This is a genomic window from Paenibacillus sp. NPDC058177, assembly GCF_042883835.1.
GTDB lineage: Bacteria > Bacillota > Bacilli > Paenibacillales > Paenibacillaceae > Paenibacillus_AQ > Paenibacillus_AQ agri.
On the sequence record NZ_JBHVVB010000002.1, the window covers coordinates 664,711 to 679,479 of the forward strand.

11 protein-coding genes are annotated in these 14,769 nt (G+C 46.5%); 2 read left to right on the forward strand and 9 right to left on the reverse strand.

The window, feature by feature from the left end; all coding sequences use genetic code 11:
• Window positions 1–9 precede the first annotated feature (9 nt).
• The 6 genes from ACFVU8_RS12985 to ACFVU8_RS13010 form a co-directional block, all read right to left on the reverse strand.
• On the reverse strand, window positions 10–945 hold the full coding sequence (locus ACFVU8_RS12985) for an ABC transporter permease (RefSeq protein WP_387427720.1): 936 nt from the start codon (window positions 943–945) through the stop codon (window positions 10–12).
• Window positions 942–1,904: an ABC transporter permease gene (locus tag ACFVU8_RS12990; RefSeq protein WP_387427722.1), complete on the reverse strand. Its 963-nt coding sequence runs from the start codon at window positions 1,902–1,904 to the stop codon at window positions 942–944. Before ACFVU8_RS12990 ends, ACFVU8_RS12985 begins: the two co-directional genes overlap by 4 nt.
• Window positions 1,901–3,415: a sugar ABC transporter ATP-binding protein gene (locus ACFVU8_RS12995; protein ID WP_387427724.1), complete on the reverse strand. Its 1,515-nt coding sequence runs from the start codon at window positions 3,413–3,415 to the stop codon at window positions 1,901–1,903. The genes ACFVU8_RS12990 and ACFVU8_RS12995 overlap by 4 nt, the downstream gene beginning before the upstream one ends.
• A gap of 450 nt (window positions 3,416–3,865) precedes the next feature.
• Window positions 3,866–4,786: a ribokinase gene (locus tag ACFVU8_RS13000; RefSeq protein WP_387427725.1), complete on the reverse strand. Its 921-nt coding sequence runs from the start codon at window positions 4,784–4,786 to the stop codon at window positions 3,866–3,868.
• Window positions 4,787–4,802: 16 nt separating this feature from the next.
• Complete coding sequence (locus tag ACFVU8_RS13005; protein WP_387427727.1) at window positions 4,803–5,828, reverse strand: LacI family DNA-binding transcriptional regulator; 1,026 nt, start codon at window positions 5,826–5,828, stop codon at window positions 4,803–4,805.
• 765 nt (window positions 5,829–6,593) lie between these two features.
• Entirely contained in the window at window positions 6,594–7,493 is a 900-nt protein-coding gene (locus ACFVU8_RS13010) for a LysR family transcriptional regulator (protein WP_387427728.1), read from the reverse strand.
• A gap of 136 nt (window positions 7,494–7,629) precedes the next feature.
• Here ACFVU8_RS13010 and ACFVU8_RS13015 point away from each other — a divergent pair, with 136 nt between their 5' ends.
• Window positions 7,630–8,640: an alpha/beta fold hydrolase gene (locus ACFVU8_RS13015; RefSeq protein ID WP_387427730.1), complete on the forward strand. Its 1,011-nt coding sequence runs from the start codon at window positions 7,630–7,632 to the stop codon at window positions 8,638–8,640.
• 41 nt (window positions 8,641–8,681) lie between these two features.
• Window positions 8,682–9,833: an MFS transporter gene (locus tag ACFVU8_RS13020; RefSeq protein ID WP_387427732.1), complete on the forward strand. Its 1,152-nt coding sequence runs from the start codon at window positions 8,682–8,684 to the stop codon at window positions 9,831–9,833.
• A 51-nt stretch (window positions 9,834–9,884) separates the two neighbouring features.
• Here the strand turns inward: ACFVU8_RS13020 and ACFVU8_RS13025 are convergent, their stop codons facing one another.
• The 3 genes from ACFVU8_RS13025 to ACFVU8_RS13035 all read right to left on the reverse strand — a co-directional run bounded on the left by ACFVU8_RS13025 (window position 9,885) and on the right by ACFVU8_RS13035 (window position 14,666).
• Window positions 9,885–11,243, reverse strand: a complete 1,359-nt coding sequence (locus tag ACFVU8_RS13025) for an Nramp family divalent metal transporter (RefSeq protein ID WP_175372289.1) — start codon at window positions 11,241–11,243, stop codon at window positions 9,885–9,887.
• Window positions 11,244–11,580: 337 nt separating this feature from the next.
• Entirely contained in the window at window positions 11,581–13,638 is a 2,058-nt protein-coding gene (locus tag ACFVU8_RS13030; protein ID WP_387427734.1) for an iron ABC transporter permease, read from the reverse strand.
• Window positions 13,639–13,646: 8 nt separating this feature from the next.
• Window positions 13,647–14,666, reverse strand: coding sequence for an ABC transporter substrate-binding protein (locus ACFVU8_RS13035; protein WP_387427735.1), 1,020 nt, complete (start codon window positions 14,664–14,666; stop codon window positions 13,647–13,649).
• Between the last annotated feature and the right edge of the window lie 103 nt (window positions 14,667–14,769).

Consider the following 14,769-nt stretch of genomic DNA (forward strand, 5'->3'; position numbering starts at 1 on the left):
CCAAGTAAGTTATGCTTTTTGTTTACCAACAGCGATCAACAACAGAATGCCGAGAATTACGGATTGATACAATACAGATACACCCAACAAATTCAGGCCATTGCGTAAAAACACGATAATTAGCAAGCCGAGAAACGTACCCGCAAGACTCCCCCTTCCGCCAAAAATATGTGTGCCTCCTATCAGGGTAGCCGTTATTACATCAAGCTCTATATTTGTACCTGATGTCGCTTCTGCACTTGCCAGTCGGGACACTAGGAAAACACCAGCCAAAGCGGAGAACAACCCACTGATCATGAACAAAATGAACCGGGTGCGAACAACAGAAATTCCTGAATAATGGACGGTTTCCTCATTGTTGCCTATGCCGTACACATAGATGCTGAACCGCGTCTTCTTCATTACAAAATTCGCAATCAGGAACATGACGGCCAGGAAAATCGCATTGAAGGGAATTCCCCAGAAGTATTGCTGTCCCAGAAAGTAGAAGGCATCCGGGTAACCGCTGATCGGCCTACCTTCGTTCAGTACATAGACAAGACCGCGAAGCATTACCAGCATTCCGATGGTCACTACGATAGCCTGCATGCGATGCCTGGCAATCAGGTATCCGTTAACAGCTCCGCATGCTAATCCAGCTAACAGCCCAATGATCACGCTAAGCCAAATGTTGAGGCCGCCTTGAAAGGCAAGTCCCATACAAACAGCCGAGAAGGCAAGAATCGAGCCGACGGAGAGATCCATGGCGCCGGAGATAATGATCATGGTCATCGGAATTGCAATCAGACCGACCTCAACCATCTGATTCAGCACATTCATGAAATTGGTGAATGACAGGAAGTAAGGAGATTGAATGCTGAAAAAGACGAGGATGAAGATAAACAAGAGCATCTGAACCAGCATTTTATTAGATCTAAAGTTAAAAAATTGGGTCAGTGCACTCATATCAGCTCGCCGCCTTTGCGTTTATTTTGTCTGACGTATTGCAGCGTATTGATGGCAATCGCCAAGATAATCAGAAACCCAGTCGTCGCATCTACCCAAAATGGAGAAACTTTAGCAATGACCAGACCGTTCTTGATAATCCCCATCAGGAGAATACCGACCGCAGTTCCAGCAATCGTGCCGGTACCGCCGAAGATGCTCCCCCCACCGATCAAGACTGCCGCCATCACTTCAAAGGATAGATTGCTGCCTGCCGTTGAAGCCTGAACACTGCCCACCTTGGAGGCAAAAATCACTGCCGCGATACCCACAAGCATTCCGCTGAATACATAGACCATAAATTTGGTTCTCGGTATACTTACACCGGCCAGCTTGGCCGCGGCTTTATTACCGCCAATCGCATAGATTCTGCGGCCAAAGCGGGTGAATTTTAGAAGAAAGATAAAGCCGATGATCAGAATTACAGTAACGATTAGCGGAAAGGATATACCCAGAACCTGCCCTTGTCCGAAAAACTGGAATCCTGGTGGAAAATTAGTCATCCACGTTCCGCCGCTGATGCCAACGGCCAGACCCCGAAAGATATACATTGAAGCCAAGGTAACAATAATGTCCGGGATGTTCAGCACAGCAATGAAATAACCGTTAAACATACCGCACAGAATCCCTATACCAACGCCAAGCAAGGAAGCGAGCCAAGGTGACATCCCTTGACTGAGGAACAGCCCCACAGAAGTGGCGGTCAGTGCCAGCACCGAGCCTACCGACAAGTCGATGCCGCCCAGTAGAATTACCATAGTCATCCCGATGGCAACAATCGCGCTTGAAGTATTCTGCTCCAAGATCAGCTTCGCATTATCCAGTTGAAGAAATTCCGGGGAGATGATTGTAAACAGAATGCCTATCAATACTGTGAACAAGATGATCGGTGCTTCGTGGACGTTCAATAGACGCTTCATATGACATCTCCTCCCCTAGTGCGCGGATTGGAGGCTCGTTTCAGTAATTGCTCCTGATCCGCCTCCCCACGTCCGAATTCATGGACAATCTCTCCCTTATGCAGCACCAGAATTCGATCACTGAGGCCGATGACCTCCGGCATCTCTGATGAAATAAGCAATATGCTCAAGCCCTTTAATGCCAACTGATGAATAATGTTATAGATTTCAGCCTTCGCCCCCACATCCACACCACGTGTAGGTTCTTCGAGAATGAGGATTTCCGGCTCTGCAGCCAACCATTTGCCTATAACTACCTTCTGCTGATTGCCACCACTCAGAAAATCGACACTTTGCAGATCATTCGGTGCCTTGATATGCAGTTGCTCCATATAGGAGCTGCTCATCTTCTTGATTCGTTCCTGATCCAGAATCAAGCCCGTGGAGAGCTCGGGCAGGATGGGCATCGCTAAATTTTGCCGGATCGACATCGGTTTAATAATCCCTTGGCGGTGGCGATCTGGCGGAACATAAGCAATCTTCTTAGCTTTCGCTTCATTAGGAGTATTAATTTGTACTTGAACACCATTGATCTCGATTGCCCCTGTTCCCTTCACTAATCCGAAGAGTCGCTCTGCTACAGTGTGAGAGCCGGAACCTGGTATCCCAAAAAGGCCGAGGATCTCACCTTTTCTCAAGTTGAAAGAAATAGCATGCGCAGAGTCGAGAGACAGCTGCTTCACCTGAAGCACAATCTCTTCACGCGGCTCTACGGTTCGCACAGGATATAATTGAGCGACCTCTTTGCCGACCATCATCTGAATCAGGCTTTGCTCAGTCACCTCTTCAATCTTGTGTGTAGCGATTTTCTTCCCGTCTCTTAATACCGTCACTTTATCTGCGATTTCGAATATTTCCTTCATTCGGTGCGAGACATAGACGATAGCCACACCCTGTTCTTTAAGCCGCTTCACTACATCAAACATCTTTTGCACTTCATTCTCCGGCAGCGCGGCGGATGGCTCGTCCATGATCAGAACATCAGCCTGAAAGGATAAGGCCTTGGCAATTTCGATGACCTGCTGGCTGTGAACCCCTAGATGCCGTACTTCCTTACGAACATCAATCCCTCTACCACCAATAGAATCGACCAGTTTCTGGGCTTCACTATATAATCTTGACCACTGGATTCTTCCGAATCGTCCCACCACTTCCGGACGGTCGATATAAATATTCTCTGCTGCAGACAAATTGGGAAACAGATTGAATTCCTGATGAATGATAGATACACCCTGATGCTGTGCATCGAGAGGATTACGAAAAACGACCTCTTGTCCTTTGAGCCGGATAATCCCTTTGGTAGGTGCATACACACCGGATAATATTTTCATTAAAGTGGATTTACCGGCCCCATTCTCTCCCATCAAAGCATGAATCTCTCCAGGATAAAGCTCGAAATCGACGTCTTCCAAAGCTTTTACACCCGGAAACTCCTTGCTGATCCCCTCCATCGATAAGATCGGACGTTCCATCGTTAACCCTCCCTTTCAAACAGTCTAGATTGGTTGACTATATAGACTGAACTTAACATTTATTTATGGGGTCAGGCCGCCATTGCGGAAAACGTTTGGACTTTCGGCCGCTGTTGTCTCCAGATTTTTTAGATTGTACCGCTACTCGCGGATAAAATCCGGAGAGCCTATGCTTCCGATGTGAGCTTTCCTTCGGAAAGCTTTTAGGCGGTCGCTACCGCTCCTTCAGTTCCAAACTTTCCCTCCATTTCGGTCCCCTTATGTTAATTTTTCAGTTCAATAAATATAGTGAACAAATGTGAATTTTAGGAATACTTTAACAAGACTCAGCTTTAAATCGACAAAGTCAAGTGATGCAACAATCTCCTTCAAAAAGCACTTCGGAATCTACTCCAATGATGTCCTTACGAATTCCTTTTCACACAGTAGATCATCTGAATCTCACTTGTCCTAACCCGCTCTTTCTTTTTCCATAAATTCAAGGACCTGAGCTTCTTCAGGGATAGAACTTAGAGCACCAGAAGCCGATACCGTCAACGCCGAGGCAGCGGTGGCATAATTCAAGCTGTACTCCACCCCTTCACCCGTTAAATATTTGGATACGAAGGCTCCTATAAAAGTGTCCCCGGCCGCCGTGGTATCCACAACGTCTACCTTATATGCAGTCGTAGAGATCATTAAGCCGCTGGTATCGATATAGAATGATCCTTTGCTGCCAAGCGTGATAATGACACCCTGAACCCCATGCTTCAGGATTCGTTCACCCGCTTCATCTACTTTGGCGACATCGTCCAGCTTAACCCCGCTTAAGGCTTCCGCCTCAATCTCATTCAAGATCAAGAAATCGATGAACTTCAAATCAGCTAATTCAAAACCCAGCACAGGTGCCGGGTTAGCGAACACCGTTATTCCGGCTACCTTTGCCAGTTTCAGCACAGCCCGGTTGGTCTCTCTCGGGATTTCATTCTGCAGAACCACAGCATCATAGTCTGAAAGCTCAAGGCCTTGCACATCCTGCTCACTATATGCGGCATTCGCGCCGGCTGACAGAATAATACTGTTCTCTCCCAGATGATCCACCGTAATGATGGCCATCCCTGTCGTCAAAGGCTTACGCAATACCCCTTCCATACCGATATTATCTGCGGATAATTTACGGCGAATATCCTGTCCAAAAAAATCATCGCCCAGCCCGCCTGCCATGGTCACTGTGGTTCCAGAGCGAGACGCTGCAACGGCTTGATTCGCTCCTTTACCACCTACAAAAAACTGAGTCTCTTGTCCTTGAATCGTCTCACCAGGAATCGGATGACGCTGTACTTGGGTCACAATGTCCATATTCATGCTGCCAACTACCAAGACCTTTGCCATGTTCCTTCTCCTTCGACTAATTCATTTTTTTGACGGAGCCATATTTCATTAGTTCGACATCCAGTATGACTTTCTTGGGGTTCGTCTCATCCGTTTTTTTATCTTTAATTCTCTTAATCAGCATCTCCGCAGCTTGCGTCCCCATTTCACGTGTAGGTCTGCGAACAACCGTTACCTTCGGTTTCACAAATTCAGCCAGTTCATTCTCGTCAAAACCAATTAATGAAATGTCTTCCCCGATCTCCAGATTCAAATCCCGAATCGCCTTGATGGCTCCCTGGCAGATCAAGTTGTTGGCTGCAAAAATCGCTGTCGGTGGGACCTCGGCTTGCATTAATTCAAGGGTAGATTGATAGCCGCTATCCTCCAGCCAGCTCCCTTGCTTGTGATACTTAGGATCAGGGCTTACTCCACCTTCAACCATGGCCCGCTGATATCCCCAATAACGATCCTTACCATCATTAAAGTCATGCTTCCCGTCTATAATGGCAATCCGTGTGTGACCATACTCTAGAAAGTGCTTGGTAGCTTCGTAAGCGCCGCGATAGTTATCAATCATCACACCATCATGACCGCTATTATCGATGTACCGGTCCACCAGAATCGTCGGCTTACGGATAGTCTGGTAAAAATCCGCTGTCTTATGAGTACCAATTAAGATAAAGCCGTCGGCGTTTTTACCAAGAAAACTCTCGAAATAGGTGGACTCTTCCGCTTCATCGCCATTGGTAGATACAACAAGAGTGACAAAGCCTGCTTTCTTCGCTACTTCCACCGTTCCGCCTATCACTGCCGTGTAGAAGGGGTTTTGAATCTCCGGCACCACTACCGCCAGCATGTTCGTTTTTTTATTAACCATAGATGCCGCTATCGTGTTCGGCACGAAGTTTAATTCATCGATTACTTTCAATACTTTTTTTCGTGTAGCCTCACTTACCCGGTCCAGTCCATTGATTACCCGAGATACAGTAGCAACAGATACATTGGCTGTTTTTGCCACATCTTTAATCGTTATGTCTCTTTTCGTGACAACCACTTCCATTCTTTACCTCTATTTTTGTCATAACGTTTTTACAACCTTTATACCTTTTATAATGTGAGACTATTTAACAATAATCTGTTATTTTGCAAAAACGTTTACGCAATTTCTAATCTCATTCTAGTACATGTTAGATAAGTTATCAATATATTTTTAAAATTTTAAAAAATAAAGATAAATGCATCATATACATAACACATAACTGACATTTATGATTGTATTCATTCCACAAAAAAAGTAATCGTTTGATCAGGTTATAAAATATAACATTAAAATGACATTAAGATAGCTCTATTCTGGACAAAAGAACATGGTCGCACTTAATTCATGAACACCAATTCATGAATGCCATCTTTTTCAAGGCTTAAAGCTCATCTATAAGAGCTAACGGACCGTATAGCCGTTATTTCCCACTCTAAGTTGCTCTGAATGATGATACGGACTCAGATGACGTTATTTGCTATCAAACCGCTGAATTTGCAGAGAATTTCTGCCCATAAGGTCTCTGGAGTCCGCTATTTTCCTAAATGACTGAATTTATAGGCGATAAGGTCTCTGGAGTCCGTTACCTGCCGAGGCCAACGCTGATTTTGAGGCAGGCCCACTGAAGATTCATAAAACGATCTAACCAACGCAAAAAAACCTAAAAAAACTGAACTTCACATCTTACGACATGGAAACAGTTTTTCAAGGTGTTGTCATCGGTTCTATCTTTGGTTCTATCTTTGGTTCTATCTTTGGTTCTATCTTTGGTTCTATCGTTGCTTTCTACAAGTTACTATTCCCCGGAAACGTATCCCGGCTTAAGTTAATAAAGGCTTCGATCGCAGGTGAGATCCACTTCTCTTCATGCCAGAACATTCGGGTTGCGAAGGACACGGCGGTCAAATCCCAAGCCAACGGAACCAGCTCTCCCCGGTTCATTTCTTCGACCACGGCCATTTCAGGCAATATAGCGATGCCCATTCCTATTTTCGCACACTGCTTGATCGCTTCTGCGCTGTTAAACTCTAATTCCGTAACTCCTCTCATGCCCTTCTGCGACAGACTTCGCTCAAAAAATGTGCGATAGGAACAGCCCTTCTCTGTCTGCAAAAAGGTCTCACCCTTAAAATCTTCAACAGTCAATGTCGTACGTGCTGCCAAGGGATGATCGGGCGCGGCCAGGACATAGAAGGATTCATCCAGCAATTTTTCTCCACAAAATCCGGTCTCACCCTTGTCTTCATCCAGCATGAAAATAATATCCGCGTCCCCTTCCCGTAGACTCTGTTTGAGATTATCATCGGAAAGTGCGCGGAACATTAGGCGAATTCCAGGATAGCGCAAGCGAAAGCGCCGCAATACATCCGGCAAGCGGTACGTACACAACGTTTCATCTGCACCTATAACGAGCGTCCCTGTCATCTCGCCAGATTGTCTAACCACTTGTTCTGCTTCTTCAAGCTCCCTCAATATGTTGACAACGTATCCGAGGAAGCGTCTCCCCGCATCGGTTAATATTACTTTCTTCCCCAGCCTGTCCACCAGCTTGACCCCCAGTTCCTCCTCCAGAGCCTTCATCTGCATCGTAACCGTTGACGGAACGTAGTTTTGAACTTCTGCAGCGCGGCTAAAGTTTAGTGTAGAAGCAAGGGTATGAAAGGTCTTGAGTTGGCGTAATTCCACAGTACATCCCATCCTTAATTCAAATTAATTGAATGTATCATTCATAAACGTTTCCTTGAACAAACAATAGCATCGTCGTAGAGTGGTGACAAGTAAGACAGTCCATCTTGCATTTACGAAAAAGGAGATTGTTACGATGAGAGATTACGAAATCTATGAACTAGGGGATGTTCTGCTGCAATCCGGTGTCATCCTGCCGAATGCCATTCTTGCCTATAAAACTTACGGAACACTGAATGCGGCAAAAGATAATGTTATTGTCTATCCCACCTGGTTTGCAGGTCTGCATACCGATAATGAATGGTTAATTGGACCTGGCAAGGCGCTGGACCCGGAAAAGTATTTTATCATTATTCCGAACATGCTGGGTAATGGATTATCCTCTTCGCCAAGCAATACGGCCCCGCCCTATGATCACGGGAACTTCCCGATGGTGACGATTTATGATAACGTGCGTCTGCAGCATCAACTGGTGACCAAGAAGTTTGGGATTAGCAAAGTCGCCCTCGTCGTCGGCTGGTCACTCGGAGCTGTTCAAACCTTCCAGTGGGGAGCCAGCTATCCCGATATGGTGAAACGTATTGCCCCATTCGGGGGTACGGCTCAGACAAGGCCACATGCACAAATTGTTTTTGCAAGCATGATCGCTGCACTTCAAGCGGATTCTGCCTGGGAGAATGGGTTTTATAAGCAGCAGCCTACGGCGGGATTAGCCGCAATGGGTCGGGTCTATGCCCCTTGGGGCTTTTCCCAGGCTTACTATCTGGAGCAGCTCTATCAGCAAGACGGTTACCACACTCTGGAGGATTATCTTGTGAACTACTGGGATCAAGTGTTTCTGACTTTCGACGCTAATGACCTGATTACCATGTTACGCACCGGAAGCAGCGGCGATATCAGCGCAAACCAGGCGTATAACGGCGATTTCGAACTTGCATTACGAAGCATTACAGCCTGTGCGCTAGTCATGCCGGGAAGTACAGACTTGTTCTTTCCTCCCCAGGATAACAACTATGAAGTACTATGTATGCCGAATGCTCGCTTCCTCCCGATTGACTCGAAATGGGGACATTGCGCAGGCATTGGACAGCATGGGCCCGATTCCGAATTTATAGATCAACAGCTGAAGATTTTCTTAGGTGAATGATTTTAGCGCACAGTGAATAATTGAAAGTGGAGCGAATCCCATTGAAAAATAATACGATCATCTATATCCTGGCACTTGCAGTTTTTCTGATCGGAACCGTTGAATACATTATTACAGGAGTCATTGATATGATTGCCGTGGACTTGGGCATTTCTACTTCCAAGGTTGGGCTATTAGTGACTGTATTTGCGCTCGCAGGAGCCATTATCACTCCGATTCTAATCGCACTGACTATAAATGTGGATCGCAAGAAGCTGCTCGTGGCTTCCCTTGGTGTATTCATTGCCACTAACGGGCTTATGTTTGCCGATCTTTCTTATGAAATCGTACTATGGGTGCGAATGATTCAAGGGGCTAGTGGAGGAATGGCTACCGTGGTGGCTATGGCAGTAGCAACACGACTGGTTGAAAAAGAACGACGGGGACGGGCCATCGGTATTATCTTGATGGGTCTCAGCAGCTCGCTCGTACTGGGTGTTCCGATGGGTACATTTTTTAGCGAGAGGCTTGGATGGAGAGTTCTATTTATTGCGATCGGTTTATTAAGCATTCTTCCATTGCTAATCATCTATAGAAAAGTTCCGGCAATCAAAGAAGTGGACAGGGTTACCCTCCGCATGCAGCTCTCCATTCTAAAAGATCCAAAAATTCTGACTGCCTTAGGTATTACTTTATTGTATATCGGCGGATATTCTACCCTGTTTACTTATATTACTCCATTCCTGCAGGCCACCTCCTCACTGTCCATAACCGAGATTAGCGGTGTTCTATTCCTGGCAGGGGTTTGCAGCTTCGTGGGATCAAGAATGGGCGGGCAATTGGCCGATGCAAAAGGAGCGAAATTCACCATTTGTCTAGGACTCCTGTTACAAGGAGCGACGATCCTTGCCTTTGCTCTGGCTGGCATGAATCTATTTCTATTAATCCTGGTCTTAATGATCTTTATGTTAGCTACCTGGAGCATTTCTCCTGCCCAACAACTATTACTGGTTACGCTGGTACCCAGAAATCCTGATATGGCGCTAAGTGTGAATACTTCCTTCATCCAGTTAGGTTTTGCTTTAGGATCTGGATTGGGCGGACTTGTCATCAGTAAAACCTCTGTTCTGTACTTGAATTGGCTCGGGCTTGCTGCTGTAAGCATGGCTCTACTTCTTGCGATCTGGCTTTTCAGAACTTTTGACCACGAATGATTACTATTTCAATGTAAAAACCCCTTGGATGCCCAAGGGGTTCTCGCTTAGTCATCCTAAATCATGACCAGTCAAGATAATATAGCACACCAAGAACACATTGAGGGCAACGATAACCCCGGTGGATAGCCAAGCCAGAATTTTAATCCACGGCCGATTGGCGAATTCGCCCATTTTCCGCTTATCGCTGGTGAACAGTACAAGTGGAATAACGGCAAAAGGTAACTGCAAACTAAGCACTACCTGACTCCATAACAACATGTCGCCTGTCCCCCTGGAGCCTGCTATCCACGTAACGATAAATGCGGGCACTACAGCCAGCAAGCGGGTAATCAATCTGCGGAGCCACGGCGACACTCTCAAGCGCACAAAGCCTTCCATCACAATCTGCCCTGCTAACGTTCCCGTAATGGTCGAGTTCTGACCAGAAGCAAGCAATGCGACTGCGAATAACGTGCCGGCAATACTAACGCCAAGGGTAGGACTTAAAAGCTCATACGCGCCTTCTATTTCCGATACATTTAGTCCCGTACCATGAAAAGCGGCCGCACCAAGGATCAAAATAGCAGAGTTAATCAAGAAAGCAAAGAACAGTGACATATTAGAATCGAGAACGGAGAACTTAAGTGCTTCTTTCCGTCCCTTGACAGTTCTCTCATATTGCCGGGTCTGTACAATCGATGAATGCAAGTACAGATTGTGTGGCATCACTGTTGCTCCCAAAATCCCTAATGAGATGAAGAGCATCTCAGGATTCGTAATGATCTCAAATTTAGGAACATATCCGCCCAATAAAGCCGATACTTCCGGCTTCGATATGATCACTTCAAAGACAAATACTGCGAATATGGTGAACATTAAGACGATAATAATCGATTCAATAATCCGAAAACCTTTTTTCTGTAAAAATAACAATAGCAGCACATCAAGTGTAGTAATAGCAATGCCCCATAACAACGGGATCCCGAACAATAAATTTAGGGCAATTGCCGAGCCGATCACTTCTGCCAGATCTGTTGCCACTATAGCAAGCTCCGTTAGAATCCATAAAAAAACAGCCATTTTGGGACCGACAGCATCCCTTGTTGCCTGTGCCAAATCTCTTCCGGTGACAATCCCGAGCTTGGCTGACAAGACTTGAAGCAGCATGGCTATCAAATTTGAAATTAAAATAACAGATAAAAGAGTATAGCCAAAGCGTGCGCCGCCCGCAATTGAGGTTGCCCAGTTACCCGGATCGATGTAGCCGACGGCTACCAGTGACCCCGGTCCCGCAAATGCCAGGAGCTTTCTCCAGAATCCTGACTTTAGAGGAATTTTAACGGAATTGTTTACCTCCTCCAAACTAATACTAGAACTGCTCCGTAACCATCCATGATTTTCTTTTACTTGCTGAATTCCTGCATCCATAGTCTCTCCTCTTTTCACACATTAATCGTGGGGTTGTTCCGAGCCCCTAAACCTAACGAACATATACTGACGAATCTTATTTTGCTCTCGGGAAACATTTTTGTCAATAGCTAAATTTTATGCATAAGACTAAAAAAAGAGGGACGCCCCAAAATCCATAAAACGGATAATTGGGACGCCCCTTATTAAAATGAAGATGGGAAGATGGTTCTCACGCCATCTCAATCACGGATGTCGATATTAGATGTCCATTTATTATTGTATGCCCAGCATAAACGTACACAAAATAAGCCGCCCCATGACGGGACGGCCTTGAATAAGTGTCTCAAACTACATTCTACCCTTTTTTAACAAGCGAACGGTACATTAAGAAGAGGAAATAAGGTGCACCGATCAGCATAATGATCAAACCTGACGGGATTTCTTTCGGTGCCATAATCGTTCTTCCGACCGTATCGGCGATCACCAGCAACAAGCCGCCAAGCAGACCCGACAAAATAATGGAGCGTCTCGTATGGTGGCCGATCATCATCCGCACTGCATGCGGTGCGATGAGCCCGAGAAAACCAATCGTCCCTACACTGGAAACAGCTCCCGCTGCCAGCAACACTCCGATAATCATCGCCCAAAGCCGCGTCCCGCGAACGGGCAAACCTAGGCCGACTGAACTCTCATCACCAAAAGCTAGCAAATCGATTTTCCGTCCCAAATAGTAAGCAACGGGTAACAGGATAATGAGGAAGATTAGAAGGCTATAAAATTGATTCCAGCCCCGTCCATAGGTCGAGCCAGTGATCCAAATTAAGGAGTTGCCGCTCCAGATACTTGCCTTGACGATCATCACCTGTATGCCCGCCGAGGCGATCGCAGATATCGCGATTCCAAGCAGGATGAGAACCGATGGATTCAGACCTCTGCGCCATGCCAGGAAGAATACAATGGATGCTGCCAAAGCCCCGCCAGCCATTGCGGCAATAGGTAAAGCAATGACCGTCATTGCCGGCCATGCGAACAACACGATCAGCGCACCAAAGCCAGCTCCTGAGGTCACACCGATTATAGAAGCGTCAGCAAGTGGATTGCGGACAGCACTCTGAATCAGTACACCGCTAATGGCAAGTGCGATACCGCCTGCAGCTGCAACCAGTGTACGCGGAAGCCTTAAATTCAGCAGAACAGAATACGAATCATCGCCCCTCTGTACAAGACTGCTCAGTAGATCCCCAATAGGTATCCTCGTCCCGCCAAGCGACAAACTGACAAGAATAATAACGATTAACAGTACACTCATAAATATCGCTGTCGGAATAAAACGCATACGTAGCGCTACTCCGCCTATACTCATGGAGGATTGCCCTGGACCTGAACCCGATATATTTTTCATTCTGGTCAGCACCAGCCAAATAAGCCAAGGGGCTCCGATAATCGCCATAACCGCACCGACCGGCATCTCCCCTACACTACTCCGCACCGCACGCGCAAGTGTATCCGCTGCCGTAATGAGCAACGCTCCCCACAAGGCACTCGCAGGGATGAGCAAACGATGCTTATGTATACCGCCAAGCCGGACAAGGTGGGGAGCGACTAAGCCAACGAAGCCGATGGGGCCGACCACGCTGACCACGATCGCAGCCATCAATACCGATATGCCGAGGCCTACAGCCCGGGTTAACCCTACTCTTTGTCCTAGCGAACGGGCAGTAGACTCATCAAGTTCAAGCGCATCGAATTGCCTGCCTGCGAACACGGATACTCCAAGGAGCACAAGGACAAAGGGCCAAGCATACTGGACGCCGTCCCAGTTCAGCTGAATCAGAGAACCCGAACCCCATAAGAATAAATTTTGCGTTTCCGTCTTATTGAAAATAAATAGTGCCGAGGTGAACGCTCCAAGCACCATGGACACGATCATTCCCGATAGAGCCAGCCGGACAGGCGTAGCCGTCTTGCCGCCGCTAAGTAGATAGGCAACAAGCGCTGCCAGCAGGCCACCAGCAGCTGCCAGCACAAATGGGAACTGATGCTGCAAAGCCGGGAAAACAACCATGCCAAGAACAACCATAAAATAAGCTCCCGCATTAATCCCCAGTGTATCTGAGGAAGCAAGCGGATTCTTCGTTATCGTTTGTAGTAACGCACCAGCCGCAGCCAGGGCAGCCCCGGCCAGAATACCGATAACTGTACGCGGCATGCGGATATCCCAGAGCAGATTATGTTCCATGACATCCTGACGGTTCAGCAATCCCTTCATTACAGTACTCGCCGGGATTCTAGCCTCCCCAAAGCCTAGACTTAGAATAAACAGAACGAAGAGGACGGCAAGGCCGCCCCCAAATATTCCAATAATCCGCCAGGTCATATTAATTGAAGTTTTTTCACTGCTATGCCCGTTCATAGTAGCACTCATTTCGTTAAGGTTTTTACTACTTCATCCACAATGACCTTAGAGGAAATTGGACCGCCAAATACCCAGGTCGCGCTGTCTAATGCGTAAGTACGTTTCTCCTTAACGAAGGTAAGTCCGTTCCAAACGGAATTATCCTTCAGTGTCTTTGTGAAAATATCATCATCCTTTTGGACGATATAGAGCAGATTGGTATCCTGAACCGCAGGCAAGGCTTCAACGGTCGATGTGCTGAATCCATAGCTCTCGAAATTATCAGGTTTCCAGTCGTTCTTCAGACCAATCCGGTCCAATGTTTGTACTGCTAGTGAATTGTCTGTGAACAGACGCATTGTTGCTGCATTTTGATAGCTATATGCTTGTGTCAGTACGTAATTCAGACCTTCCTTGCCTGCTGCAGCCAGCTTCGTCTTTGCATCCGCATAATGCGCATCCAAGTCTGCAAGGACTTTGTCACCTTCCGCAGTTTTACCAAGAGCCGTTGCTATCGTTTTGAAGGTGTCTTCCATCAGTGTGTATTGGTCACCTTGCCCTTCAGGTGGATACAGATTGAAAATCAATGTTGGAGCAATACTTTTCAGCTGATCATAAATGGCTTCATTGCTAGCATTCGCAATAATCAAATCCGGCTTCAACGCCGCAATGGTCTCCAGATTCGGCTCGTCGCGCGTACCAACATCCGTCACGCTTGCATCCAATGGTGCTTCAGATGTCACATACAGCTTATAGTTTTCGTTATCGGCGTTCCCCACCGGCTGTACTCCGAGCGCAATTACATCTTCTGTAAATGTCCACTCCAGTACAACAACCTTTTGTGCAGGCTTATCCAACTTAACCTCGCCTTTAGAGTCCTTTAATACAATAGGGCCACTTGCGGTTTCACTGCCAGTATTTTCAGCCGCCGCATTGCTCTTCGGCTCGCTGTTTGTTGCCGGATTCGTAGTATTGTTAGACCCACAACCCGCTGCAACCAGTATCACAACAATAAGCATAACTACACTCAAAAACCTTTTGTGCATTTTGTATATCCCCCTAATTTCTATAAATTGTATATGATAATGATTATCATTTTTAATGACATGAACTATGTTATCTACGATTACATGGAAAGTCAAGGGAATA

What these genes read in the sequence shown, in the direction of transcription:
- ACFVU8_RS13015 (WP_387427730.1), top strand. Translation starts at nt 7,630, where the DNA reads ATGAGAGATTACGAAATCTATGAACTAGGGGATGTTCTGCTGCAATCC.
- ACFVU8_RS12990 (WP_387427722.1), bottom strand. Translation starts at nt 1,904, where the DNA reads ATGAAGCGTCTATTGAACGTCCACGAAGCACCGATCATCTTGTTCACA.
- ACFVU8_RS12985 (WP_387427720.1), bottom strand. Translation starts at nt 945, where the DNA reads ATGAGTGCACTGACCCAATTTTTTAACTTTAGATCTAATAAAATGCTG.
- ACFVU8_RS13035 (WP_387427735.1), bottom strand. Translation starts at nt 14,666, where the DNA reads ATGCACAAAAGGTTTTTGAGTGTAGTTATGCTTATTGTTGTGATACTG.
- ACFVU8_RS13000 (WP_387427725.1), bottom strand. Translation starts at nt 4,786, where the DNA reads ATGGCAAAGGTCTTGGTAGTTGGCAGCATGAATATGGACATTGTGACC.
- ACFVU8_RS13030 (WP_387427734.1), bottom strand. Translation starts at nt 13,638, where the DNA reads ATGAACGGGCATAGCAGTGAAAAAACTTCAATTAATATGACCTGGCGG.
- ACFVU8_RS13025 (WP_175372289.1), bottom strand. Translation starts at nt 11,243, where the DNA reads ATGGATGCAGGAATTCAGCAAGTAAAAGAAAATCATGGATGGTTACGG.
- ACFVU8_RS12995 (WP_387427724.1), bottom strand. Translation starts at nt 3,415, where the DNA reads ATGGAACGTCCGATCTTATCGATGGAGGGGATCAGCAAGGAGTTTCCG.
- ACFVU8_RS13005 (WP_387427727.1), bottom strand. Translation starts at nt 5,828, where the DNA reads ATGGAAGTGGTTGTCACGAAAAGAGACATAACGATTAAAGATGTGGCA.